The organism is Thiomicrorhabdus chilensis DSM 12352, from assembly GCF_000483485.1.
GTDB classification, from domain to species: domain Bacteria; phylum Pseudomonadota; class Gammaproteobacteria; order Thiomicrospirales; family Thiomicrospiraceae; genus Thiomicrorhabdus; species Thiomicrorhabdus chilensis.
This window is the reverse complement of record NZ_KI519609.1, coordinates 1027281-1053548: the sequence shown is the minus strand read 5'-3', so window position 1 is coordinate 1053548 and position 26268 is coordinate 1027281. Positions and strand designations below refer to the sequence as shown.

The window sequence follows — 26268 nt, the reverse complement described above, 5'->3', positions numbered from 1 at the left end:
AAACCTCAGAAATGTCGATAAAACCCGGTGAAATCGTCCCAAATTTCTCCCTTGAAGCCACCTCAAACAGAATCATTACCCAGTCAGACCTGACCCAACAATATACCGTCCTTTACTTTTACCCCAAAGACAGCACGCCCGGCTGTACCACTGAAGGTCTAGACTTTACCCTGCTTCACCCCGAATTCAAGCAACTCAATTGCCAAATCTTTGGTGTATCCATGGACTCCATGAAACGCCACGAGAATTTCAAAGCCAAACAGAATTTTAGTTTTGACTTGATTTCTGACCCTGACGCCCTACTTTGCAACCTTTTCGGCACCTACCAACTTAAGAAGAACTTTGGGAAAGAGTACATGGGTATTGTACGCAGCACCTTTCTAATCAACCCTAAAGGAGAACTGATCGAAGAATGGCGCAACGTCAAAGTCAAAGAACATGCGCAGCAAGTACTGCAAAGCCTAAAACAACACTGCAACTAGATAACTCGACAGATCATATCGTTTTCAATAAAAACAGGACGCCCGTACATGACCAATGAAAACAGAAGATTATTCATCTTAGACACCAATGTTTTAATGCATGACCCCATGGCGATGTTCAATTTTGAAGAACATGACATATTCATCTCCATGACTGTTCTGGAAGAACTCGACTCGGCCAAAAAAGGGATTTCCGAAGTCTCTCGCAATGTCCGAGAAACCAACCGCTTAATCGATCAGATTATCAGCGATGCAAGTTTTGACGAGATTAGACAAGGCCTGCCCTTGGAAAGAATACACCCCAGTGCAAACAAGGATGCATTGCATTTGGGTAAACTGTTTTTTGAAACCGAACCTCTTTTGGTTGAACTGCCTATTTCTTTGCCCAGCCACAAAGCTGACAACCACATCCTGCAGACCGGCCTGGCGCTTATAGCACGCTTCCCTAACCGCAGCGTCACCTTAGTCACCAAAGACATCAATATGCGCATCAAGTCCTCTGCGGTAGGACTGCATTCCGAGGACTATTACAACGATCGAGTACTGGAAGATGTGGACCTGCTCTACACCGGCTGGGAAACCCTTCCCGCAAACTTCTTTGAAGAACACGGCAAGCAGATGAAATCCTGGCAGGACGGCAGCCGTACTTTCTACGAACTTGATGTGGACAAAGACTGTAACTGGCATGCCAATCAGTGCTTGATCAGTGACAATGAGGCCGGATTTAAAGCCATAGTACGCTCCATTCATGACGGCAAAGCGATTCTGGAATACATGCAGAATTTTGGCAAGGAAAGCCAGGGGGTCTGGGGAATCCATGCGCGTAATGCTGAACAGAACATGGCCATGAACTTCTTAATGGACCCTGAAATTGATTTTGTTTCTTTACTCGGGATTGCCGGAACCGGTAAAACCTTGTTGGCTCTGGCAGCCGCTCTGGAACAAACTTTAGATCTCAATATTTACAACGAAATCATCATGACGCGTGCAACCATCCCCATTGGAGAGGACATCGGCTTTTTACCCGGAACCGAAGAGGAAAAAATGACGCCCTGGATGGGGGCATTGATGGACAACCTGGAAGTGCTTACCAATGCGGAAAACAGCAACTCAACCGAATGGGAAAAAGAGAGTACCCAACAACTTATCAGTAAACGCATTAAAATCAAGTCACTTAACTTCATGCGCGGCCGCACCTTCCAGAATAAGTTTATTATTTTAGATGAGGCGCAAAACCTGACACCGAAACAGATGAAAACTCTCATCACGCGTGCGGGAGAAGGCACAAAAATCATTTGCATCGGTAACATCGGTCAGATCGACTCTCCCTACCTCAGCGAAACGACCAGCGGTTTAACCTATGTCGTGGACCGTTTCAAATCTTGGGAACATGGTGCCCACATCACCTTGCAACAAGGGGAAAGATCCAGATTGGCGCTATATGCGTCTGACTCTCTGTAACATTGACACACCTAAAAAGCACCAATAAAAAAGGCCGTATTAAACGGCCTTTTTTCTAGCTTACACTTCAATCACCTGGGATTTTTACAGCCTTACTTGTCGCCTCGATCCTTCAAGACCTCTTCAGGCAAAGCAAATCCTTGCTCAAGCGCCTTATCACGACAATAGTTAATGGCAAAATCCAGCAGTTCGCCTACCGCACGGTGACGGAACTTATGCTTTTGACGCACATGGGAGAATGGACGCACAATAGGCGGATCAAGCGGAATCGCTTTAAGTGTATTAAGACGCAACTCCTTCGAAATAGTGGTGCGCGACACAATCGCAACACCCACATCAGACTCAACCGCCATCTTGACCGCTTCCGGACTACCTAGCTCCATCACCACATTCAAATCACTGTAACTCAAACCTTGCTCGCGGATGTAATTATCTATCACCGAACGCGAACCAGAGCCCTCTTCGCGAGAGATGTAGCCATATTTTCTCATCTCCTCGATGGAAACCTTATCACGTTTAGCCAAAGGGTGATCCAAAGGACAAATCAGCTGCATTTCATCGAGACGGCAAACATCTACTTCAAGGTTCTTGTTATGGACAGGAGCCTCAACCAGACCCAAGTCAATCATATTGTTTTCGACCATAGAAACAATCGCATCGGTATTGCCGACCTGAAGTCGGATATTGACATCCTCAAACTGTTTTTTGAAGGCGCCAAGCAAACTTGGCAGCATGTATTCCGCAATGGTCGTACTGGCCCCAATCACCAAACTCCCGGTCACCTCCCCAGTCATCTCACGGACTTCACTATTCATCTTCTCATAGTGTTCCAGTATCTGATCGGCATAGTCGTAGACCACCTTGCCGGCATCGGTCAAGGTAATCTTATTGTGGGTTCGATCAAAAAGACGGGTGTTAAAGAAATCTTCGAGTTGTTTTACCTGGAAAGTCACTGCAGGCTGTGTCATGTGTAGCGTTTCAGCCGCTTTAGTAAAACTCATTACTTTCGCAACAGTGTGGAAGACTTGAAGACGTCTATCTGCCATCCGAAATTTCCTTTATGGTCTATAAAATTTATTAAACCCAGTGAATATAGGACTTTAATAAGCAAATGTCAAACTTATTGATAGCCATATAAAATTGAGACGAATTACTTATTCACCGACTTTAATCATGGAATCAATCCACCCCATCCTGAAATCATCAATTCAGAATTGAAAAATACGTTAGTAGACAAAACACTCTACGCTACCATACTGATCCATAAGCCGTTGATTATTTGGACTTCTCTTCATCAGAACACTTTATCTCAGCCTCTTGTAGCTGGGATTTGAGTGCCTGAATTTCTTTTGTCATATGTTTAATGATTTTCTCAACTTGCTCTTGGTTCTCGACAGTTTGAAGCTCAAGGCGTTCTTCCATCTTACGTACGTAATTCAAGATATCCTTCTCTTGCTGCTTTTGACCAGAACCAATCAAAAAAGCGGAGATATTCGCTGTGACCAATGAGAACAACACCACACCGAAAAGTATCAAAAAGGTTCCGAAGATACGGCCATTCTCAGACATGGGCACAACGTCACCATAGCCCACCGTGGTGACGGTAACGATGGCATACCAGATCCCGTCGACAAGATCCCGCTCTTCCAGATAAGCAAACAAACCTCCGGAAGCGACAATCAAAAAGGCGGCGCCAATAAGTATTTGCCCAAGTTTGTGGCGTTTCAAAATGGCGCTAACATCTTTGTAGAAATGGGCAAAGAAGCGCAGGAATAACACCAATCTTAAAGAACGCACGATCACCGCCCAATCGCTGCCCCAATTTATCCAAGGAAAGGCCAACAGCACAATCACCACATTCATCCAGTTCTGCCGCAGATAACGCCAGCGGTCATTCACATTAAACAAGTTCACCCCCAGTTCGGCGGCAAACACAAACCAAATAATAGTGGAAACCCAGGAAGTGTCCACATCAGAACCGGAATAAAACATCAGCAATTGGACAAAAACCGCAAACAAGGCAAGTAAAACCAAAACCTCGAACTGCCCGCCAATCCTTTTGGCACGTGCATTCTCTCGGTAATGTACGCCGGCTATCCCTAAAATGACTTTAAAATCCATAACTGTGTTTCGCTTTCTCGTTCAGGTTTAAAGGGCTCTTTTTTTAGCCAGTTCCGGCAAGGCCTCGCGACCATTCAAAGCCTGTCCCATCAGCCAATTTTTTATCGGATTTAAACGATTCGCCAACGGTAAAAAAGCCTTACGGAATTCGTTTTTGAGCAAGACATCTTGCTTGAATAGCCAGTCAAACCCTTCCATTGAGCGTTGCACCAAAGCGTTATCCCCGCGACGCCAACGTTCGTAACGACGCAGCACCGACAAGCGTCCAATAGCTTTGCCTTGCTGACGCGCTTCAGACAACACCTCCACCAAAACGGCCGCATCCAACAGGCCCAGGTTCACTCCCTGGCCAGCCTGTGGGTGAATGGTATGAGCCGAGTCACCCACCAACGCCAAGTTGGACTTAACGTAATGTTGTGCATGACGCCTGACCAATGGAAACGCACTGCGCTGCGCCACCTCGACCACACGACCGAGCTTCCAGTCGGACGCCACTCCGACTTCATGCGCAAACTCTTCATCAGACAACGAAAGCGCCCATTCCAGTTTCTCGTTTGGCAAATACCAGGCAATGGAACTGACATTATTGCCCATCGCCAGAAACGCAAATGGCCCCTCTTTGCGATAACGTTGCCAACAGGTGTCTTGATGACTGTTTTCGGTTTTCACACATCCAACTACCGCACATTGTTCATAATCGTGTGTATCCAAACCAATGTGCGCAAGCTGTCTGACCTGAGAGTGAGCGCCATCTGCGGCAATCACCAATTGAGTCTCGATTTTTCCATCGTCTTCCAAAAATAGACAGGCCTGCTGATTTTCAAACTGCATTTTTTCAATTCTGGCTTCCAGCAATATTTGAACACGATCATTTTGTGCGATCTGCTCCCAAAGAGCGGCTTGAATCACACTGTTTTCAACCGTATGCCCCAGATTGGGTTCTCCCATTTCGAGTGCCGAAAAATGCACTTCTCCCGACGATACCTCATCCCACACATGCATCGCCGTAAATGCATGGCAGCGCCGGTTTTCGATTCCTTGCCACGCCCCCAGATTTTTTAAGATATTTTCAGAGGCACGGGTTAAAGCACTTACACGAGTATGATACGGCTCTTCTGAATTCCAATCGGTGCCGATCGCCTGGCGCTCCAGCAATAAGACATCAAACCCCTGCTGGCCCAAAGCCAAAGCCGTGGCAGCGCCGACCATTCCGCCTCCAACGACCACGACATCCCACTGTCTGTCAATAGCCTCCTGTGTTGAAAGGCTCTGCTTCTTCAACGCATCTTTGCTTGATTTCATGATTGAGAACCTCCCATCGCAAACCGTGCAAAACGCTTCTTCAGGGCTGGCATAGCTTGCATCGCCATCAAACCGATGCCGCGTAAATGCCCGACCACCGGAGAAGCGTGCTGAAACACCTGAATCAAACTGTCGGTTAATCCCATCACGCTTTCATGATCGGATTTTCTTTTTTGTGCATAAGCCCGCAAGTAGGTTTCTGAACCCAAATCCTGCTGAGGTTCAAGCCCCACTAAAAAGTCATCTAGGTCGCGAATTCCTAAATTTAACCCTTGTGCCGCAACCGGATGTTGTGTATGCGAGGCGTTGCCCATAAGAACTGCACGTCCACTTTGCATTTGCGGAACGTAAGTTTCCTTCAACGGATAACACACACGTGGACTGACCTGTATATACCCTCCTAAACGCTCACCCATTTTGGAGGCAAACAGATCAATAAAGGCGTCATCATCCAATGCCATGACCTGTTCGACCTGATCTTGCGGACACACCAAAACCGCCTTGTGAAAACGCTCTTTCATCGGCAATAGGGCAACCGGACCTTCTTCGGTAAAACGCTCATAAGACCATCCGCAAGGCGCCTCCTCGGTTTCTATTTGAGCAATCACCCCAAAAGCATGGTAAGACTTCTGCTCTATACCTAAATTCAGAATTTGACGCACTTTGGAATCGGTTCCATCTGCGCCCACCATCAACTTAGCCTGAACTTGTAAGGTCTCTCCAGCTTCAGTCGTAACATTTGCCAAGACGCTGTCGTCGCCTTCTTTGAAATCGGTAAGTTTTGCCGGACAGAGCAAATGAACACGGGCTTGTGTTCTGACAGCCTGCCACAGTACCTTTCCCAAATCACTCGACTGAATGCTGTAACCCAAAGCGGGCACTCCAACTTCATCGGCATGCAATTTCGTCACCCCAAGGTAGCCCTTTTGAGACACATGAACATGTTTGATATCGGTTACAAATGGTTCCAGCGCATACCACAACTGTATCCTCTCAAGGGCTTGCCTCGAACCTTGAGAAAGCGCCAAAACCCGCCCGTCAAAAGAACCCTTGGAATTTTGCAACGCATCGTTTGGCTCATAGGCTTCGGCCAACACCACCTCAAAACCTTTTTGAGCCAAGCCCAACGCCAGCATTAAGCCAACCGGCCCTCCACCGGAAATGAATGCGTCACAATACAATGTCGGTTTTACCATTTTGCTTCTACTTAAGTTTGTTACTCGATACAGAGTTCATGTGATTTAGCTTTTGCCTGACTCTGAAGAAAGATGGGGATTATGCTCCGCCATCCAGGATTCGATCTCGGTTACCGTTCTGGGCAATCCGTAAGTCAACACCTCACAACCGCTGTCGGTCACCAGGACGTCATCTTCGATGCGAATACCGATTCCCAACCAACGTTCGTCAATCCCTTCCAGGTCCGACGAAACATACAGGCCTGGCTCAACCGTCAGCACCATTCCCGGCTCAAACTCACGCCATTCGCCTTGCTGCTTGTAGCGACCGACGTCATGTACATCCATGCCCAACCAGTGGCCCGTGCCATGCATAAAAAAGTCCTTATAGGCCTCTTCATCAATCAAATCATCGACTTCTCCGGACAACAACCCAAGCTCGACCAACCCCGCTGTCAGGATCTTGATAACCGCCTGATGAGGCGCTTGATAACTAACGCCCGGTGCAATGCAATCAATTGCCGCCCTCTGAGCCGTCAACACCAACTCATAAAGCTGTTTCTGAGCCGGTGTAAAACGCCCACTGACAGGAAAAGTCGTCGTAATGTCACCCGCATAGCCACGAAATTCCGCTCCAGCGTCCACCAGAACCAGCTGATGTTCGCCCATCTGGTCACTGTTTTCGGTATAGTGCAAAATGCAGGCATTATCGCCACTGGCGGCAATCGAATTAAACGCTACTTTTTGAGAGCCAAGACGCATGAACTCGCCCTCTAAAGCCGCCTGAAGCTGAAACTCATACTGACCGGGAAAAACATGGCGCATGGCAGCCAAATGCCCTTGCACTGAAATCTGTGCGGCTTGACGCATCAACTCTATTTCATCATCAGACTTGAACAGGCGCATCTCATGCATCAAATCATCCAAATCGACCAACTTGCTTGGCGCGGAAATACCTTTACGCACTTGTGCCTTTAACTGTGCCAGCCAAGACTCCACAGACTCCATCCACTGCCCCAGCTGACCAAAGCTGAAAAACAAGTGCTCAATGTTTTGCAACTGCTCGACAACCTGCTCATCGATCTCTTCAACACTATGAGCTAGGTCAACTTTCAACACAACCGGAGCCATCTCCACTCCAAGCCTGCGTCCCTGCCAAGTCTCTTGCTGCGGGTCTCGCGGTCGGACAAACAACATTGACCGCTCTCCCTGGTTTTTAACCAGTAAGAGCACACTGTCCGGCTCCGAAAAACCACTCAGATAAAAGAAATCGCTCTCGGCACGGAATGGAAATTCAACATCTCGGTTACGAATTTGTTCGCTCCCCGAAGCCACTAGCACAGCGCTGCTTTCCGGCAACTTGGAAAACAGATGTTCGCGGTGCTGTTGCGCCATTTCAATCATCAAATCGGCTGAATTTAAAACAGTTTTTGACATAACACTCTCAAATTTAACAGACGCGCTACGCCTAGTGGATTGTATCCGACATATCCGCTTCTTCAGGCATGATCGGAGCCGCCTGAGTCGGGTTCAAATCTTCATTCAAGGTCAGGATGCCGACCCGAACGAACTCAATCAATTCCATCAAGTCGCCTTCCTCAGTCTCACCCAACTCTTTGGCTTGTGCCAGCCCATCGATATCAATGCGCGAAATATCCCCAAAATCATGAATCAGTTCACGCACCTCTTTGGAAATTTCGGCCTCGGAATCTTGTAAACGTCCGATCAGGCCCAAACCATAAAGCACGCCTTCGCATAATTGACCCAACATGGCGGCACGCAAAACTAAATCCTGATAATCATCCGGCAAACACAGTTCCAGCTCAAAACCTGAACCGTTCAAACCATTATTGGTAGACAAGAAAAGCTCATGCAACGTTTTTAAAAACGACTCTTTAACCGACTTTGCCTGAGCTTCTTCCAAAAGCTTTCGAATCCAGACGCTCTCCTCAATATCGTTATCCCCGCAAATCAATCCGATTAACATGCCCTGCACAAAGGACGGAGACTCTAATTCGGGATAGGGTTCCAGCACCTCTTTTACTTGATCAAAATCCATTTCCAACATTCTCTTGTTAAACTCAATTTATTGGTGAATAATACCATACTTATAGGTAGAAAAAGACTCGTCGTCGGTCTCTGCAAAACCCAAATTCATCTCAATTAGGAGCCTTTGCCGTGCTAACCCTGACCTTAATGAATCACACATTTGAAATCCCATGTGAACCCGAGGAAAAAGAGGGCTTAATCGAAGCCGCAACCCTAATTGAAGACCGACTTGAACAGTTGCCGAGCCTAAAGGGCGAAAGTAAGGTACTGATGGTGGCCTTGAACTTAGCTTACGAACATCTACAGATGAAAGACCAGACCGTGCAATACACCTTGCATCTTGAAGAACAAATTGACAACACCATTCAGCAGCTGGCCAGCGACGCAAGCTCAGACCGATAAACTTTCCCAATCACTTCCGTTTATTCGCGGCCATTAAAAGAAATCATCGGAATGAGCGATATTTCTTATTTAGAGTCCACCCCATGCGGTGCTATAATGAAGCCACGGCACGGAGTCGTTGGGCATAAACCCCCTTCCGATAATTACCATATTGGGGCCAGAAACTTTGAGTGGTGAGCATCTCGTTAGCTTGCTAACCCGAGAAGCCTAAACTCTTAGCGGAGGCTGCCACCTGAACTGTTCGGTTCAGGGATTTTAGTTCAATGGTTCCGTGCTCCCCATTTCAACCCAGTGAACCTTTCTCAATGAAGCAAACGTGTCATCACACCCTCAGAAAATCACTGCGGCTAAAACGCCAACAATTGAATTTGCAGCAACAACAGCAACACGAAATTTCAGCCTGCCAACATTTACTCAACAGCCCTTACCTGAAAGAAGCCAGAAAAGTGGCCGTGTTTCTCAGCCAGGATGGCGAACTTGGAACCGATACGGTGATAGAAGCTCTGTGGCAACAACCGCAAATCGAACTTTTTTTACCTGCTTTGGAGACACAACCCGATTGGCACATGGGGTTTTCGCCTTATCGAAGCGACAGCAAAATGCAAAACAATCGCTTCAACATCCCTGAACCCGATGTTCCACTTGAAGAACATCAAAGCGGAGAAGAGATGGATTTGGTATTAATGCCTTTGGTCGGATTTGATCTCAAGGGGCATCGCTTGGGAATGGGGGGGGGATTTTATGATCGAACTTTTGCATTCAAGCTGAAAAATCCGCAAGTCAAAACGCCTTTATTAATTGGATGGGCACACGCCTGCCAGCAGGTCGAAACACTGCCCAACGAATCCTGGGATGTCCCGCTTGATGGGATTTTCACAGAAAATGGATTCATCCCTTTTACCGAGCAATAAAAACTCAAATCCATTTCAGACAGGCCTGTCGATTCTGGCCAGAAACCAAACACTCTAGAAGGTCAGTCAGCGGGTCAGAGATTCACTTTCAGAACCGAACGGCTTCTTCCTTCATTCTTGGCTTCGTATAAGGCTTTATCGGCCATCAGATAAATGGCGGTTTCATTGCGTGATTTGAGGTATTCAGTTTCCAGATAAGCGCCCACTGACAGCGTCACCACACCATAAGGCGGATTGCCGGCATGGGGCAGCTCCAAGGCGGCGATGCATTGGTGAATCCGAGCCAGAACGGGTTCGACTCCCGCTTCGGAATCGACATTTAAAATAGCACCAAACTCTTCACCGCCCAGTCTAAACAGGTAGTCCCCCGTTCTCTGGAAGCATTGATTGATTGCATCTGCGACCTTAGTCAGGGCTTCATCACCCGCCTGGTGACCATAAGTATCGTTATAACGTTTAAAGTGGTCAATATCCATCAGCACAAACAAGAACGGTAAGCGGTCACGCCGTCTTCGGTTCAGCTCACGCTCAAAAATTTCATTGTAATATCTCCGGTTATACAAACCCGTCAGTTCATCCGTTACCGATAATTCCTCAACCCGTTTTTTATCGGTAATATCATGCCTGATCGCGGTGTACCCGACAATTTCACCGAGCTCGTTAAATTCAGGACCAATCGCCGCAAACACCCAATAGGCCGAACCATCCTTACGCAGGTTTTTCAGCTCCCCTTTCCAGACATGACCGGAAGTGATGGTCTCCCACATCTTTTCATAGACATGCATCGGCGTATCGGGATGACGAATAATCGAGTGTTTTTGCCCCATCAACTCTTCTTTTGAATAGCCGGAAACATCACAAAAAGCCTGACTGGCAAAGGTGATGTTGCCATCCAGATCGGTTTTGGAGGTAATCACATTCTCATCCAGCGCATTCATATAGCGCTCCAGTTCAACTTGCTGGGCCCTGATATGCGTAATATCGCGAGTGACCATTAAGATTCGGCGTTCATCCGGCAACAGCGAAAATGAAATTTGCAATAGCGTCTTTTTGCCCGATTTGGAAACAACCAACTGCTCGACATTATCGATGAACTGTTTTTCGACCACGGCTTTCAATAGTTTGTTAGTCTGCTCAGAGGCTCTGGTGTGGGTAAAATGCTCAAACGACATGCCCAACAACTCAAAATCGCTGTAACCCAACAGCTTGGTAAACGCAGGGTTGACCGAAATAAACCGGCCATTCAGGTTTAATATCGCAATCCCTTCGCGCGTACTTCTAAAGACTGCATCCATTTTGGCATGGGATTCCGCCAACTCCTTGTTCAAACGCGTGACATTTTTAACAAAATAACGCAAGCTGAAGTCGGCCGCCAACCAGGTCATCAGCAGCAAAAACAACGCAATCAAAGCACTGGTTGACACTTCTTTATAAAACACCTTATCCATCTTATGCATATCTTTAAGCAATAAGAGCTGAATAAACGGTTTATTTTCATAGTCATTCAGATAAAGATCGTTTATCAACAGATACTTGCGGTTTTCGACTTCAACCAAAGCATCAGATTTGCGTTCTTTTCCATTACTGAAGAAAGGCTTGAACAGGTCGGGATCCTCACCCACCAGATAATAACCCTGATAGGCTTCATAAGACTCTTTACCGCGGGGCATTTTTAAGCGATTCTGCGGCACCACCATCATCACCCTGATATCCGGGAACAACGCTTTGACCACCTCTTCAAAGTGTCTTGTCTGCAAACCGAATTCAACGCTGCCGATATAACGATTCTGCTCATTAAAAACCGGCTCGATGATTCGGTAAGCGAGGCCAAAATAACCTTCTTCAAAACCCGATACAGAACTTTGATTCTTAACCGCATAATCCACCATTGGTCTCAAGCTAGCAATGTCGTCTCCGGACATACCTTCCTCGTGAACTCTAAGTAAACTGGTTCCATCGGGAGCATAAAACTGCATGCGCGTCACGCTAGGATTTTGTGTTCTGAGTATGTCGAATTTCGGCTTGGAGGCTTCAAACAAGGTTTTTGAGTCTCGCTCCTCAAAAGCCTTCATAATTCCGGGCGAAGCTAAATGGCATTTAAGACGGGTCTGGTAAAAAGAAACCTGGATTTGATTCTCATGATTAAACAGTCGCACCACCTCTTCACGAAAGGATTGGAGCTCCTGCTTGACGAACGCGCTGCTTTGTAAATATTGAATCAGAAAAAAAACGCTGATATAGAGTGCGGCCAACCCCAAAATAATCGCCAATGACTTGGCTTTGACATTCTCTAGTATTTGGAATTTCGGGATTGATCGCATGCATTACTCTATTTGAATTGACTGCAACGAACAGAAAAAAGGATTTCCTGATTCAATATCGCATTTAAAACCATTATAAACGGTCATTCAAATGACGAATAGCCAAGAGCATGAAATCCACCAAAAAAATGAGCTTTATCGGTTGATTTATAAGCACTTCTTATAATCCAGCAACCATTTGTTCGGATAGTGGGATTTTGATTTTTTTGCCTACATAAAGCTGATTGGCGTTTTTGATGCCATTGATTTTTTTCAAGGTGGAGGTGGATACATTGTAGTTACTGGCTATTTCAGAAAGCGTATCCCCCGGTTGGACTTTGTAATGCACATACAAACTCTCTCCCCAGCGTGGTTTCTGACCGTTACCTTCTACAAACTGCTGCAAGCCACGCACAATCGAAGCCGCCATTTTCAACTGAAACGTCTTATTCATGAGTTTACGCGCCTCGCTCGGATTGGAAATGAATGCGGTTTCCACCAAAAGCGACGGCATATCAATCGACTTCAACACTGCGAATTCGGCGGACTGCAATGAGTGCTTATGCATCTTGACCGACTTTTGCATCTCTTTCAAAACATGCTTGCCAAGTTTGCGGCTCGCACGAATATTCGCCTCACGAGTCAGATCACTCAAGGCAAACGCCACATCACGGTCATAACCTTTCAAGGAGATATCCTGAAGTGAGGCATTCTCGCTTTTCGCCAACAAACGCGCCATCACACTGCTGGCGCCGCCATTGGACAATACATAAACCGAACCTCCCCTGACAGACCTATCGTGAAAAGCATCGGCATGAACTGAAATAAAAATGTCAGCATCGTGTTTTTTGGCAATCTTAACGCGCTCGTGCAAAGGAATAAACACATCACGATCACGAGTCAAAACCGCGCGCATCCCTGGTTGCTGATCGATCAAACGCTTAAGTTCACGCGACATTTGCAAGGTCGCATTCTTTTCATACACATGGTTATGCCCCACGGCTCCCACATCCTTACCACCATGCCCAGGGTCAATGGCCACCACCAACATATCTTGCTTGACCAGAACTGAACTGCCTTGATCCAACAACGACTGGGTGGCTTGATTGCGTTTTACTTCGCGGGCCACTTTAAGACTCACTTGTGAAGGCTTTTCAACCAAAGGCTTGGATTTCTGCACTGAAACCAATGCCTTTTGACTGCTGGTCGCCTTGGTTAGCAAGGATTTTGAAGATTGAGTTTGAGATTTTTCTGGCGCGGCCTTAACCACTTTTGTGGATGAGGCATGAGGGCTAAGCAGATCAATGACCAGACGCTCTGCACCTGAACGGTTTTTACCCAAAGTAAAATAGTGATAATCCAAATTTTTATGCAAATCCAAAACAATGCGCAAAAGACGAGAATTTTCGGATACACGCACACGGTACAACAGGCTGTCATTGAAATGCTTATTGGAGAAGTTCAAACGGTTGTCGGTTTTTTTGAAATCAACCACGATTCGCGATGGATTATTGAGTTTGTACACTTTAAAGCTGTGGTTTTGTTTGATATCAAACACTATTCGGGTTTTGTCGGTTTTCTGGCCAACCCGCAAGTTCGCCAATTCGGCTTGCGCATAAGCAACCGACGTGCTTCCTAACAGGATCATCGCCAACCATAGCAACATTGTTTTTCTGGTAAAAATGAGTGATTTCATAACCTTATCTCACAACAAAAAGTGTATTTACCAACTTATAAACAAACAGCGTGCCAACTTGAGCGTCAAAATTCCAACAACCCCTCCAACAAACGCCTGCCAGCGTCACTGAAAGCGGTTAACTCAACCTGCCTACCCAACTGCTCATAACAAAAGTTCAACTCAATATCCGCGGCGGGTAAAAGGCCTAAGGCTTTCTGCGGCCACTCCACCAATGCGACGTAGGAACCTGACAATACGTCCCTAATAGCTAAGTACTCTAACTCTTCCGGATCGCAAAGTCTATATAAATCAAGGTGATGTATCGCAAAATTACAAGTTTTATAACTTTCCACCAGTGTATAAGTTGGACTTTTGACTTTTTGCGCGGGTAAAAAGTGTTGCACGAAGGCCCTTGAAAAGAATGATTTTCCAGCCCCAAGGTCGCCTTTCAGGTAAACCATCAGCCCCGTCTTATCAAGGTTCTGTTGTTCCACCAGGCAAGCGACGGCCTCGGCAAAACGCGTGCTTTCAGTTTCGTCTTTCAAAAAGATTAGCCGTTTGCCTGAATCTGTCTTAGAATTCGTCATTATGCAACCTCATACTCCTAACAACTTCTCACTGTCGCAAAAAATCAAACAATGGGGCCTTGATCTGGGTTTTGCCGATGTCGGCATTACCAACACCGATCTCACCGATTATGAAAGCCGGTATTTTAACTGGATAGGTGAGAACTTTCATGGCGAAATGGATTATATGGTGCGCCACGGCACCAAACGCACCCACCCCAATGAACTAGAACCCGGTACCATTTCCATCATCAGCGTACGTCTGAACTATCTGGATCTCAATGCACATTCGCCGCTTGCCCAGCTACACCATTCGGAAAACGCTTATGTATCACGTTATGCGCTGGGCAAAGACTATCATAAATTGATGCGCAAACGCCTGCAGCAACTGGCAGAAAAAATTCGTCTACACGCCCCCGAAATTAGCTATCGTGCCTTTTGCGACAGCGCACCGGTTTTGGAACGCCCCTTGGCGCAAAAAGCCGGACTCGGATTCATTGGCAAAAACAGTTTGATCATCCACCCACGGGCCGGTTCCTGGTTTTTTCTTGGCGAACTCTACACCAATCTGCCGCTTGAATCCGATTCCCCTTTTGAAAAACAAGGTTGTGGCCCCTGCACCGCCTGCATTGATGAGTGCCCGACTCAGGCGATTGTCGACAATGCGGTGGTCGACTCCCGAAAATGCATCTCCTATTTGACCATCGAACATGCTGGGGCCATTCCGGTGGAATTACGTTCCAAAATGGGCAACCGCATTTACGGCTGTGACGACTGTCAACTGGTCTGTCCGTGGAACAAATTCACCGACAACACACAGGAACTCGCCTTTCAGCCTAGGCACGAACTGGATGCGGCCAGCCTGATTGAACTCTGGAAGTGGGATGAAAAAACCTTTCTGAAACGCTTTGAAGGCTCTCCGATTAGACGCATCGGCTACCCTCAATGGAAACGCAACCTGGCTATCGCTCTGGGGAACATGCAAACTGACACACCAACACTCTCGCAGGCGGAGGCGGCACTGAGAGCTCAAACCGGAGCCATCAACCCTCTGGTGGACGAACATATCGACTGGGCTTTAAAGAACCTTGCTCTCTACAAAGCACAATCGCAAACAAACAGGCCTGCTGATTTTGAAGGAATTGAAAAAGAACCGGAAAAACAGTCTAAAAACCCCAAAATCAAGCCGTTCAAAGCCCCGAAATACTATCTTCCAAAGCCTTAAAGCCTGCCTTTCACTGAGCGCTGGACTTACAATACATCAAATACCGATCCCTGGGTTGGTGTGAACAACTTGGCGTACAGACGCGACGCATAAGTATTGGTCATACCGGCAATGTAATCGGAAATCACGCGCTGTTGTGCCTGTTCATTGGAAGCCGATTGGTATTTTAGATAGGTACTGGAAGGCAATAAAGTACTTGGGTTGGCACGCAGTGATTTAAACAGCTCCAACACGATCAACTGGCCTTTATATTCCATGCCCTTTACTTCGGGAATGGTGATGACGTTCTTAAACACAAAGGTCTTTAGAAGCTCCAGAACGGCACTCTGGCCCGTTTGCAAACGCGCCTGATACCTTAACAACGGATGCTCGAACGCCGGATTTTCATCCATATAGATGCTTTCCACCATAATGCCGACCATTTTACTGATGGCGTGTTTGCGTGCGCGTGAAGATCCGCTGAATAAACGCTCAGTCATTTCACCATCCCACAAAGCAAATTGCTTAAAGCTGGCGTGTTCCATCACCTCTTGCTGCCATTGGTCGCGCGTCACCATTTTCATGGCCACCGCGTCTTCCAAATCGTGAATACCATAAGCGATGTCATCCGCCAATTCCATAATGGTGGTATCCAGCGCCTTATATTTGGTGCGGTTATGGCAAGCTCCCTCGCAGTGCGACAACTCGGTGAACAAGGCACGGTCCGAATCGGAAAAAGGCGCCAGCACCCAATCGAACACCGCTTTTTCTTCCGAATATAAACTTTTAGGCGGATTCCAGCGATGCATCTGCAGGGTTCGAAAATCGTTGACTTCCGGTTCCAGAAGCTGTCTTTGGTAGTCCTCGTTATTGGCCACGACCTCATCATACAGAGCCGGGTATTTCATCACTCCTAAAGTGGTACGACGCGACAGATCCAATCCATTTTCAGGTGTGTACTCCCCCAGCTTGGCCAAAATCCGCAAGGTTTGCGCATTGCCTTCAAACCCGCCAAAATGGCGCATCATATAATTCAGCGCCACTTCGCCGCCGTGTCCAAAGGGTGGATGTCCCAAGTCGTGCGCCAAACAAATGGCCTCAATCAAATAGACCGATGGCAACCATTGGATATAGTCAGCCTCTTTACCAACTTGTTCGGTGCCCAATGTAATCAACTGTTCCACCAGCCCGGAACCGATTTGAGCCACCTCCATGGAATGAGTCAGGCGCGTGCGGTAAAAATCGGATTCACTCAACCCAAAAATTTGGGTTTTAGCCTGCAAACGACGAAAGGAAGCCGAATGAATAACCCTTGCCCGGTCGCGCTGATAGACGATCCTGGCTGCCCTCGCATCTTGATCTTTCAAAAAATCGGTATAACGCTGCGTCCAGACTTCATTGGGCGATAGGTTCATGCTGACTCCATTAACGGGGCTATTAAATGACGCGGTCAACGACCGGCTTTTGGCTACCATCATACGAAAAGCCTTTCAGGATGCAAGCTTGATTACTCAAGGCTAAGGCAAAAAATCGCCTGCAACCATCAATGTTCACAAAGACAGGCCTGTTCATTTTCAAACAACGGCCCAGTTTGCTGTTCAAAACTCGACACTGAAAGCCATCCACAATCACTTATCGGCACTAAAAATACATTTGTTTGAACAGCCTACGCCATTTAAAGTAGTATCTTATTGCAAACACCAATTATTGGAATCAAACTGGTTTTGGTTTCAGCCTTGATTTTCGAGCAAACCAGATGGAGTCGTAAAACATGAAGACAGCCATGCTTTTGATCATGTCATTATTAAGTTTCAGCATTTTGAGCGGCTGTGAGAATGCCGAACTCAAAACCTGCATCGACCAACAAAGCGGTTTATGGGACAGCTCCAGCAACGACCCCAATGCCAACCGGGCCTACTGGAAAGCGGTGGAAAACTGCAAAAACAAGTATGACTGATCGGATGACCGGCTCTTTGCAATGACAGCGACCCTGAACCGAACTCTGTCTCTTCCGCAAATGGTGCTCTACGGATTGGGCACAACCATTGGCGCTGGCATTTATGCCCTGGTGGGCGAACTGGCCGGCGTATCGGGTTACTTGGCCCCTCTGGCTTTTTTGGTCGCGGCTCTGCTCGCCGGCATGACCGCCCTCTCGTTTGCGGAACTCTCCGGACGTTTCCCACAAGCGGCCGGTGCAGCACTTTATGTCAAACAAGGATTCGACTCCGATCGACTGTCAACCCTGATTGGCCTCATGGTGGTCTTGGCCGGACTGGTTTCCGCTTCCGCCCTTATGAACGGCTTTGTCGGCTATCTGTCAGAGCTAATCGATCTGCCGGCACAACTCGGCATCATTATCATGGTGTTGATCATTGGTGGTTTGGCGGCATGGGGCATCGCCGAATCGGTATTTGTGGCCGCAACCATCACCTTGGTCGAAGTCGGGGGATTGCTGCTCATCATTTATAGCGGTTTGCCCAGTTTTGAAAATTGGCCTGAGCTGTCGCATCACTTTACGCCCGATTGGAACCTGAGCAGTTTGGGGCTGGTCTATTCGGGGGTGTTGTTGGCCTTTTTCGCCTTCATTGGTTTCGAAGACATGGTGGATGTCGCTGAGGAGATCAAGGACGTCAAACGCACCTTGCCTTTGGCCATCATCTTCACCTTAGGCATCACCACGGTGTTATACATCAGCATCATGCTAATCGCATTGCTTTCTTTTCCGCCTGACACCCTAGCTCAAAGTCAGGCACCCTTGGCTTTTCTATATGAATTCCACAGCGGCGAAAATGCGACCCTCATCACCTATATCGGCATATTCGCCATCATCAACGGAGCACTGATTCAAACCATTATGGCTTCCAGAGTGTTATACGGTTTAAGCAGCAGAGGACTCATTCCCAAACCTTTCAGCCGGGTCAACGCCAAAACGCACACCCCATTGCTGGCCACTCTAACCGCCAGTCTTATCGTGCTGGTGCTCGCGCTTGCGGGCAACCTGTCGACTCTGGCTGAAACCACCTCCATCATCATGCTCAGCGTGTTTGCCATCGTCAATCTCTCCTTGTGGCGCATTAAGCATCACCAACCCGCACCCTACGGCATCCTAAGCGTGCCGCGCTGGGTGCCGTTATTAGGCTTCCTATCGAGTTCCACCTTGGTTCTTTATGAGCTATTCGATTTTCTCAAAGGGGTCGCATCTTGAAATCCGCAAACGTGCCACCTCGCCCCATTCACGCATGGTTATGGGGGCTGATTTTCTTATGCATAGTCGTTTGGTCGGCTTACCAGCCCCAAGACACGCTGACTTGGTTTTTGGAAGCTTTGCCAGCGATTCTGGCGGCAATCATTTTGCTTGCCACCCGCCGACGTTACCCTTTAACCCCGCTGGCCTATCAGCTTATTTTGATCCACGCCATCATCCTATTGGTGGGTGCGCATTACACCTACGCTCAAGTTCCTCTTTTCAGCGAACTGCAAACCTGGCTGGGAAGCGAACGCAACGATTACGACAAACTCGGCCACTTTGCCCAGGGATTTGTTCCGGCTCTGGTCGCGCGGGAAATCGTGATTCGCCAACAAGTCTTTAATGGTATTCTCTGGCGTAATTTTTTTATCGTTTGTTTTGTGCTGGCGGTCAGCGCCAGTTATGAATTGATTGAATGGGGTGCGGCTCTGCTTTCAGAAGAAGCCGCTGAGGCTTTCCTGGGAACGCAGGGCTATGTCTGGGACACCCAGTCGGACATGTTCTGGGCTTTAATCGGTGCTCTGACGGCTCTGATGGCACTCAACCGTCTGCACGACGCACAACTAAAACGCCTGCATTAAGCCCAAATCACCTGCGCCAACCAAGCAGGCCTGCCGATTTTGTTTGGCAAACAAAAACTTGCCGAACAAGCATTTTCACTTAGCAACAAGTTATGGTTAAATGATGGATAGACTTTAACATCCAACGCCATGCACAAGCTTGTCTTAAAGTCATCAATCAAACGGGCGATAAAACGCCCAACGCTCAAGCCAATCCAACACCACGGAGATTCACCATGAGCCTTGCAAAAAAAATTCTAATCGGTTTCGTCAGCCTGATTGTTTTACTGGTACTGGCGATCGGCATTCTCATTGCAACGGTCGATCCTAACGACCACCGTCAGGAAATCACCCAATTCATCAGTGACAAGACCGGACGCGAGCTCACCATCGGTGACATGCAAATCTCCCTCTTCCCTCATTTGGGCTTGAGCCTGGAAAATGCAAAAATGAGCAATGCGCAAGGATTTGAGGCCAGCGATTTTGCGACGGTGGATAAAGTCAACGTGGGGGTCGCCATTTTGCCGTTATTGAAAGGGGAACTTGAAATCGATGCCTTGACCCTGCATGGACTCAACCTCAATCTGGAACGCAATGCGCAAGGCGTGACCAACTGGGATGACCTGGTGACTAAAACCGTTGGAAAAACGGAACATCACAAAGAAGAAGAGCACCACCAAAACGATTCGTTTGAAGAACTCGCCGCCTTGAGTTTCGGCGGCTTGGACATTCAGGACAGTCACATACAATGGAACGACCAGCTGAACCAGCAAACGGTTTCATTGACACCTTTTAACCTGAGTTCGGATGCCGTTACTTTTGGTGAATTTTTCAATGTCGTTTTGCAAGCCGACACCCAGATCACCAACCCAGATATGCAGACCCAAACCGACTTATCGGTGGACATCAAGATTGAACAGAATGGCCAAATCGAAATTCAAAACCTGGTGCAGCGCAATGAACTTAAAGGGGAAAACATTCCGGTCGCCAAGCTCACAACCGAACTAGACATCCCCTCTCTGAAATTCGCACTGGGGCAAACCCAAATCGATCTACCTGAACTGGTTCTGACTTACTCGGTTAAAGGCGGAAAAGATTTTGTCGCCAAAGAAATCCAAGGCAAGCTCAGTCTAACCCAGCTTAAAACCGATGTGCAAAAGCAGACCACCGGAGCGCAAACGGTGAAACTCACTTATGACATGCAGGGCTCTGAGGATTTTGCTTTGAGTCACGCCACAGGCGAGATCAATCTCCAAAACCCGGAATTCAACCTGGCTAACCAAAGCTTAAAATCCGGACGTTTCACCCTGGACGGAGAACTCAAAGGAGACACTCTGCCAAACGGCCAGGCTAACGTCTCCTTAAGCACTCAGCCGGAGCTGAACATGCAGGCGCAAACCGCCGCGCTTAAAGACATCCAGCTGCAAGCTTTGGACCTTAAAGCCTCGGGACAAGTGCAACTCAGCCAGCTGAAAACCCATCCCAAAGTAAGTTCTCAACTGGCGCTCAACGAAACCAACCTGCGTCGGCTATTGACTCAACTGGGACTAAAAATCGACGCAGTTGAGCGCATGTCAGATAAAACCACCCTTACACGCGCCTCAGCCACACTGGCGGTGGATTTTGACAGCCAATCTCAAGCGGTAAAAGTTAAAAACCTGTCAGTCAAACTGGACGACAGCGAACTCAAAGGTCAGGCCAGCTTCCAGAACTTTGAAAAGCCGGACATCGGCTTTAACCTGGCTCTTAACCAAATCAACCTAAACCGTTATCTGCCGCCCAAACCCAAACAAGCGCCAGAACCGACACCTGAAACAGAAACCGCGGATACCCCGATTACTCTGCCAACCGAACTCTTGAGAAACCTGAGCATTGATGCCAACCTCAAGGCCGGAAGCGTGACCTATGACAAGCTCAATCCCAAAAATATTGTGGCCACGGTGAAAGGTCAAGGCGGTCTGATCAATCTTAATCCGTTGAAAATGGACATCTTCAAAACTCAACTGCTGGCCTCGGCGAGCTTGGATGTACGTGGCAAACTGCCTAAATACGCCTTTAAAACCGACACCAAAAACGTCCCGGTCGGCGATGTATTGCTGGCCTTTACCGACAATGACCGCTTAAGCGGCACCGGTTCCGTCAACGCCAACATCACCACCGCTGGCGATCGTCTATCGGCCTTTAAACAGAACCTCAATGGAAGCGCTGCGGTCAACCTTAAGGACGGCGCCATCAAAGGCTTCAATCTGGCGCAATCAATCCGTCAGGCCAAAGCCAAAATCGCCGGTGAAAAAGCCGCCGGACCGACCGAGGAGTTAAAAACTGACTTCAGTTCACTGATCAGCGAAGTGCAAATCACCAACGGCGTGGTGGACACCAAAAAATTGTTGGCACAAGCACCTTATATGCGCATTAACGGACTCGGAAAAGTCAATCTGGTCAAAGAAGAGCTCGACTACCTGGTTAAAACCAAAATTGTCGCCAGTGACAAGGGTCAAGGCGGTGAAGACCTCAAGGAATTGAATGGTCTGACCATTCCGGTCAAACTCAAAGGGGCTTTAAAATCACCTAAAGTGTCGTTAGACCTGGAATCGCTGCTTGAGCAAAAAGCCAAGCAAGAAGTCGAAAAGAAAATCGAGGAGAAAAAGGAAGAGGTCCAGAAAAAACTCGAAGATGAACTCAAAAGCAATATTTTGAAAGGCTTCAAATTCTAAGACTCCGCCCTCAATTTTGTTTTATCAAAGGCCTCTATTGAGGCCTTTTTTCATTAGGCTCTATAACCGCCGCCCAACAGACCAGGCCTGCTCATTATCAAAAGCTGAAAAAGCGGTCGAAATGACTGGCATTCCTTTTGAACTGGCCTAAAATGACCCTAATAATAAAACCTAGTAGAATTCAGGTAAAATTCAGGAAAACTGACCTCAAAAACCGCATATACTCATCAACTTGGCACATCATGAATTATCAAACCGCACTCATTACCGGCGCCTCATCGGGAATCGGCAAAGCAACGGCTGAAATCTTGGCGCAGCAAGGCCTGAAACTGGTTCTGCTGGCTCGCAGAGAAGAACGATTACAGCAGCTACAGGCACAATTGGAACCTTTGACTCAATGCCACATCATCGCCTGCGATATCAATGATCATTCCAAACTCAGGCAAGCACTTGACGATTTGCCGCAAGCCTTTCAATCCATCGACATTCTGATCAACAACGCCGGTTTGGCTTTGGGTCTCAAACCCGCGCATGAAACCGATTGGAACGACTGGCAGACCATGATCGAAACCAATTGTCTTTCCTTGGCCTTCTTAAGCCGACAGCTTCTGCCCAAAATGGTGTCGGCGAATCATGGCCACATCGTCAACATCGGTTCCATTGCCGGAACCTATCACTACAAAGGCGCCAATGTGTACGGTGCAACCAAAGCCTTTGTGGAACAGTTTTCAATCAATCTAAGAAGCGACCTGCTGGGAACCGCCGTGCGCGTTACCAATATCGAGCCAGGCCTGCTCAATGAGAGTGAATTTTCTCTGGTACGTTTCAAAGGCGATGCCGAACGCGCCAGCCGTGTCTATGAGGGACTTGAACCGCTCAAATCGGAAGACGTGGCCGAATCGGTTCGTTGGGTGCTGAGCCAGCCGCCGCACGTCAACATCAACCGAATTGAACTCATGTCGATTCACCAAGCGCCTGGCGGTCCAACCACCACAGTCATCGAGGAAGAAAAGGCTAAACCACGACCACACACATGACCCAACCCCAAACTCATAAACACTTTAAATATTGTTTTTTTCACTTGAACAAGTCTTTTCACGCTGGTTTAATTAAACTTAAAAACAACCGATCGCTTTCTGATACAACTCTTTTACAAAGGCCGTCTCACCATGAAACTAAAATTATTGCTGCTTTCCCTGTTCATCCTGCTCTCGGCCTGCAGCAGCAAAGAGGCACCTCAACTCAAAATCATCGCCAACTCCTGGATTGGTTATTCGCCACTTTTTTACGCCAAAGAGAGTGGCTGGCTGGATGAACACAACATCAAACTGTCCACCGTGGTCTCGCTTGGTGAGAGCATGCACATCTATCAAACCAACCACATGCATGCCTTTACCGGTACCCAATATGAATACCGTCAAGTACTGGGACAAGAACGCTCATTGATGCCCATCATTATGTTCAACCGCTCCAAAGGCGGCGACATGGTCATGAGCAACCACAGCCTGAAGGCACTTGAGGAGAGTTCAGCGACCATTGACGTCTACCTTGAGATCAACTCGATCAACCATGTAGTTTTCAAGGACTTCATCAAAAGAAACCGCCTGGAAAACAAAACATTCAACTATATCAACAACGATCAATTACGCATTGTGTCCGAGCTTGAAAGCCTACCCAAAATCAAGCGGCCCACTATCGTTGTGACCTATGTACCTTATAACCACAAACTCAAAACACTCGGCTTTCAAACCCTAGGGTCGACTCGAAATGGGTTGGATCTTCTGGTTGTCGATGCCCTTTACACCAACAAAGAAAATTTTGCGGCTCATGAAGATCAGTTCAAAGCCTTGAAAACCATTGTGAATCGTTCACTTCAAGCCTTAAACAACGATCCTCATGAATACTACACGAAGGTCAAACCCTACCTTGAAAACAACAGCTTTGAAGAATTTCAATCAGGGTTGCAGGATATCGAATGGTTAAACCATGAACTTTCGGATGCCTTGGTAAAACGTCTCAATCAAGCTCAATTCCCCATTAGAGACCTTATGTAAATGCTATCCATTCATCGTTTCGTCATTGCGGCTTTAGTATTCATCATCCTAGTGTTTTATTCGGTGTTTGCTTATTACTACCTCAATGACCAACAACAAAAAACCAACCTGATCATTGAAAACATCCGGCATGACCTTTCCGAAACCGCCTATATCATTTCAACGGAAATGCGCACCATCGAGTCGGTAAAATCCTTCAAATCCTTTTTACACCGCAAGGTCGCCAACAACCCTTTAATCCGCGCCATGGCCGTTTCTTACGGTAATCACATCCTGCTGTCTACCGACACCTCCCTATCCAAACCGCCACCTGATAAGATTACGCTGTCAAACCTACAGAACATTTCGGCACAACAATTGATGAACAGTCAGATTTTCGAAACGAAAATCCGTTTTTTCATCCAGGATCAGCCCGCACAGTTCGAGTTATTCATCTATCTCGATAAAAATCATGTCAGCAATTATTTTGCCGAGAATCAACTCAATTTCTTATTGGTTTTCGGCTTGACTCCGCTACTGGTTTTTCTGCTCTTATGGCTAGCCCTGCGCAAATACATCACTCATCCGCTTGAACACCTAAGACAATATGCCTACTATCAATCGGAAACACCGCAACACTTCAAAATCCGCGAGCTGGAATACGTGCGATCCTCCATGGTACAGACTTTCGACCGTTTGGAGCATGAGCGTGATGAACTCTACCGGCTTGCCAGAACCGACAACTTAAGCGGGTTGGCAAACCGCAACCAGCTCAACGAAAGACTCGGCTGGCTGATTGACGAAGCCTCGCGCAACAAAACCGAATTTGCGCTGTTGTTTGTGGATTTGGATAACTTTAAAACCGTCAACGACACCCTTGGCCATGACATCGGAGATGAATTACTCAAAAACATCTCCGGAATTCTGCAGGAAGTGCTGAGAAAATACGACATCATCGCACGCGTCGGCGGTGATGAATTTGTCATAGTTTTGAGTCACTATAAAAGCATGGTTGAACTCAGCCATATCATTCAACGAGTTTTGGAGCACATCACCAGTGTCCATCTCGTCGAATCCCACCCCATCAAAATCTCCGCCAGTGCCGGTGTGGTTTTTTACCCTAAGGACGGGGTCGACATCACCTCATTGATGAAAAACGCCGACATCGCCATGTACGAAGCCAAAAGCGCCGGCAAAAACCAATTCAAATTCTTTACCGAAGCGTTACAGCAACAAGTCATTCAAGACATCGAACTCGAACAAAATATGCGGAGAGCCCTTAAGAACGGTGAATTCAGACTCTATTACCAGCCAAAAATCTCAACCCGTACCGGGGAAGTCATTGGAGCTGAAGCCTTGGTTCGCTGGATCGACCCGCACAAAGGTCTGATTCCGCCCGATGAATTTATTCCCGCCGCAGAAAAAAACGGCTTAATGGTCGATCTGGGCGACTGGATCCTGCAGGAGGCCGTTCGCCAACAAACAGCTTGGAAAGAAGCCGGCATCATTGACCTGAAAATCTCGGTCAACCTCTCTCCCGTCCAGTTTCTGGACACCCACTTCGAGAATAAATTCCAAAGTTTAATCAGCTCGGCCAGAATCAAACCCAATAAGCTCGACATCGAGATGACCGAATCGGTGTTTATGGAAGACTCACCACAAAACCTCAGGCTGCTCAACAAAATACGCAACTATGGCGTCTCGATTTCACTGGATGATTTCGGTAAAGGCTACTCTTCGCTGGCCTACCTGAAACGTTTTCCAATCAACACCTTGAAAATCGACAAATCCTTTATGGATGATTATGACACCGATTCCGGTGCGATTTTTATCGAAACCATCGTCAAAATCGCCAAAACCCTTGATTTGTCGGTCGTAGCGGAAGGAGTCGAGAACCAGGCTCAACTCGAGTATCTGCAGTCGATCGGCTGTGAAGCCTACCAGGGCTTCTATTGTGCCCCGCCACTTCCGGTTGAAAGTTTTGAACACTTTCTACAGCAGAACACCTGCTGTGTCTTGACGCCGCTTCAATAAAAAACGCGGCGAAAGCCGACAATCCGGCA

Annotated in this window: 22 protein-coding genes; 12 read left to right on the top strand and 10 right to left on the bottom strand. The window is 47.4% G+C overall.

Annotation, left to right across the window (positions count from 1 at the left end; all coding sequences use genetic code 11):
• Positions 1-11: 11 nt before the first annotated feature.
• On the top strand, positions 12-482 hold the full coding sequence (locus B076_RS0105035; RefSeq protein WP_028486351.1) for a peroxiredoxin: 471 nt from the start codon (positions 12-14) through the stop codon (positions 480-482).
• A 48-nt stretch (positions 483-530) separates the two neighbouring features.
• On the top strand, positions 531-1943 hold the full coding sequence (locus B076_RS0105030) for a PhoH family protein (RefSeq protein ID WP_028486350.1): 1413 nt from the start codon (positions 531-533) through the stop codon (positions 1941-1943).
• A 92-nt stretch (positions 1944-2035) separates the two neighbouring features.
• Here B076_RS0105030 and B076_RS0105025 read toward each other — a convergent pair whose 3' ends face one another.
• The 6 genes from B076_RS0105025 to B076_RS0105000 all read right to left on the bottom strand — a co-directional run bounded on the left by B076_RS0105025 (position 2036) and on the right by B076_RS0105000 (position 8600).
• Positions 2036-2989, bottom strand: coding sequence for a LysR family transcriptional regulator (locus tag B076_RS0105025; RefSeq protein ID WP_028486349.1), 954 nt, complete (start codon positions 2987-2989; stop codon positions 2036-2038).
• Positions 2990-3218: 229 nt separating this feature from the next.
• On the bottom strand, positions 3219-4064 hold the full coding sequence (locus B076_RS12150; RefSeq protein WP_051347184.1) for a potassium channel family protein: 846 nt from the start codon (positions 4062-4064) through the stop codon (positions 3219-3221).
• 27 nt (positions 4065-4091) lie between these two features.
• Entirely contained in the window at positions 4092-5366 is a 1275-nt protein-coding gene (locus B076_RS0105015; RefSeq protein WP_051347183.1) for a UbiH/UbiF/VisC/COQ6 family ubiquinone biosynthesis hydroxylase, read from the bottom strand.
• Complete coding sequence (locus B076_RS0105010; RefSeq protein WP_028486347.1) at positions 5363-6562, bottom strand: FAD-dependent monooxygenase; 1200 nt, start codon at positions 6560-6562, stop codon at positions 5363-5365. The genes B076_RS0105015 and B076_RS0105010 overlap by 4 nt, the downstream gene beginning before the upstream one ends.
• Positions 6563-6607: 45 nt before the next feature.
• Positions 6608-7978, bottom strand: a complete 1371-nt coding sequence (gene pepP / locus B076_RS12145; RefSeq protein WP_245566320.1) for a Xaa-Pro aminopeptidase — start codon at positions 7976-7978, stop codon at positions 6608-6610.
• 31 nt (positions 7979-8009) lie between these two features.
• Positions 8010-8600, bottom strand: coding sequence for a UPF0149 family protein (locus B076_RS0105000; protein WP_028486346.1), 591 nt, complete (start codon positions 8598-8600; stop codon positions 8010-8012).
• 119 nt (positions 8601-8719) lie between these two features.
• Between B076_RS0105000 and B076_RS0104995 the strand changes: the two genes are divergently transcribed.
• Entirely contained in the window at positions 8720-8992 is a 273-nt protein-coding gene (locus tag B076_RS0104995) for a cell division protein ZapA (protein ID WP_028486345.1), read from the top strand.
• Between the two features lie 305 nt (positions 8993-9297).
• Positions 9298-9903, top strand: a complete 606-nt coding sequence (locus B076_RS0104990; protein ID WP_038150428.1) for a 5-formyltetrahydrofolate cyclo-ligase — start codon at positions 9298-9300, stop codon at positions 9901-9903.
• 74 nt (positions 9904-9977) lie between these two features.
• On the opposite strand, the gene B076_RS12975 is transcribed toward B076_RS0104990, so the two are convergent.
• The 3 genes from B076_RS12975 to tsaE form a co-directional block, all read right to left on the bottom strand.
• Positions 9978-12224 carry a sensor domain-containing diguanylate cyclase gene (locus tag B076_RS12975; protein WP_051347182.1) on the bottom strand — a complete coding sequence of 749 codons (2247 nt, stop codon included), beginning with the start codon at positions 12222-12224 and terminating at the stop codon, positions 9978-9980.
• 160 nt (positions 12225-12384) lie between these two features.
• Complete coding sequence (locus tag B076_RS0104980; protein WP_028486343.1) at positions 12385-13899, bottom strand: N-acetylmuramoyl-L-alanine amidase; 1515 nt, start codon at positions 13897-13899, stop codon at positions 12385-12387.
• A gap of 65 nt (positions 13900-13964) precedes the next feature.
• Positions 13965-14426 carry a tRNA (adenosine(37)-N6)-threonylcarbamoyltransferase complex ATPase subunit type 1 TsaE gene (tsaE, locus tag B076_RS0104975; RefSeq protein WP_245566319.1) on the bottom strand — a complete coding sequence of 154 codons (462 nt, stop codon included), beginning with the start codon at positions 14424-14426 and terminating at the stop codon, positions 13965-13967.
• A gap of 43 nt (positions 14427-14469) precedes the next feature.
• On the opposite strand from tsaE, the gene queG reads away from it, so the two are divergent.
• Positions 14470-15672 (top strand): tRNA epoxyqueuosine(34) reductase QueG, encoded by a 1203-nt coding sequence (queG, locus tag B076_RS0104970; protein ID WP_028486341.1) that lies wholly within the window; start codon positions 14470-14472, stop codon positions 15670-15672.
• Between the two features lie 26 nt (positions 15673-15698).
• Here queG and B076_RS0104965 read toward each other — a convergent pair whose 3' ends face one another.
• Positions 15699-17066: an anti-phage deoxyguanosine triphosphatase gene (locus B076_RS0104965; protein WP_028486340.1), complete on the bottom strand. Its 1368-nt coding sequence runs from the start codon at positions 17064-17066 to the stop codon at positions 15699-15701.
• Between the two features lie 356 nt (positions 17067-17422).
• On the opposite strand from B076_RS0104965, the gene B076_RS0104955 reads away from it, so the two are divergent.
• The 7 genes from B076_RS0104955 (at position 17423) to B076_RS12130 (ending at position 26239) form a co-directional block, all read left to right on the top strand.
• On the top strand, positions 17423-17608 hold the full coding sequence (locus tag B076_RS0104955; protein WP_028486338.1) for a hypothetical protein: 186 nt from the start codon (positions 17423-17425) through the stop codon (positions 17606-17608).
• Between the two features lie 21 nt (positions 17609-17629).
• The gene (locus B076_RS0104950; protein ID WP_028486337.1) at positions 17630-18856 is read left to right on the top strand and encodes an APC family permease; all 1227 of its coding nucleotides are present in this window, start codon (positions 17630-17632) and stop codon (positions 18854-18856) included.
• Positions 18853-19479 carry a DUF2238 domain-containing protein gene (locus B076_RS0104945; protein WP_245566318.1) on the top strand — a complete coding sequence of 209 codons (627 nt, stop codon included), beginning with the start codon at positions 18853-18855 and terminating at the stop codon, positions 19477-19479. The genes B076_RS0104950 and B076_RS0104945 overlap by 4 nt, the downstream gene beginning before the upstream one ends.
• A 215-nt stretch (positions 19480-19694) precedes the next feature.
• Positions 19695-22172, top strand: coding sequence for an AsmA family protein (locus B076_RS0104935; RefSeq protein WP_028486335.1), 2478 nt, complete (start codon positions 19695-19697; stop codon positions 22170-22172).
• A 242-nt stretch (positions 22173-22414) separates the two neighbouring features.
• Entirely contained in the window at positions 22415-23209 is a 795-nt protein-coding gene (locus B076_RS12135; RefSeq protein WP_051347181.1) for an SDR family NAD(P)-dependent oxidoreductase, read from the top strand.
• Between the two features lie 132 nt (positions 23210-23341).
• Positions 23342-24226, top strand: a complete 885-nt coding sequence (locus B076_RS0104925; protein ID WP_028486334.1) for a substrate-binding domain-containing protein — start codon at positions 23342-23344, stop codon at positions 24224-24226.
• Positions 24227-26239: a putative bifunctional diguanylate cyclase/phosphodiesterase gene (locus B076_RS12130; protein WP_051347180.1), complete on the top strand. Its 2013-nt coding sequence runs from the start codon at positions 24227-24229 to the stop codon at positions 26237-26239. It begins immediately after the preceding gene.
• The last annotated feature ends 29 nt before the right edge of the window (positions 26240-26268 follow it).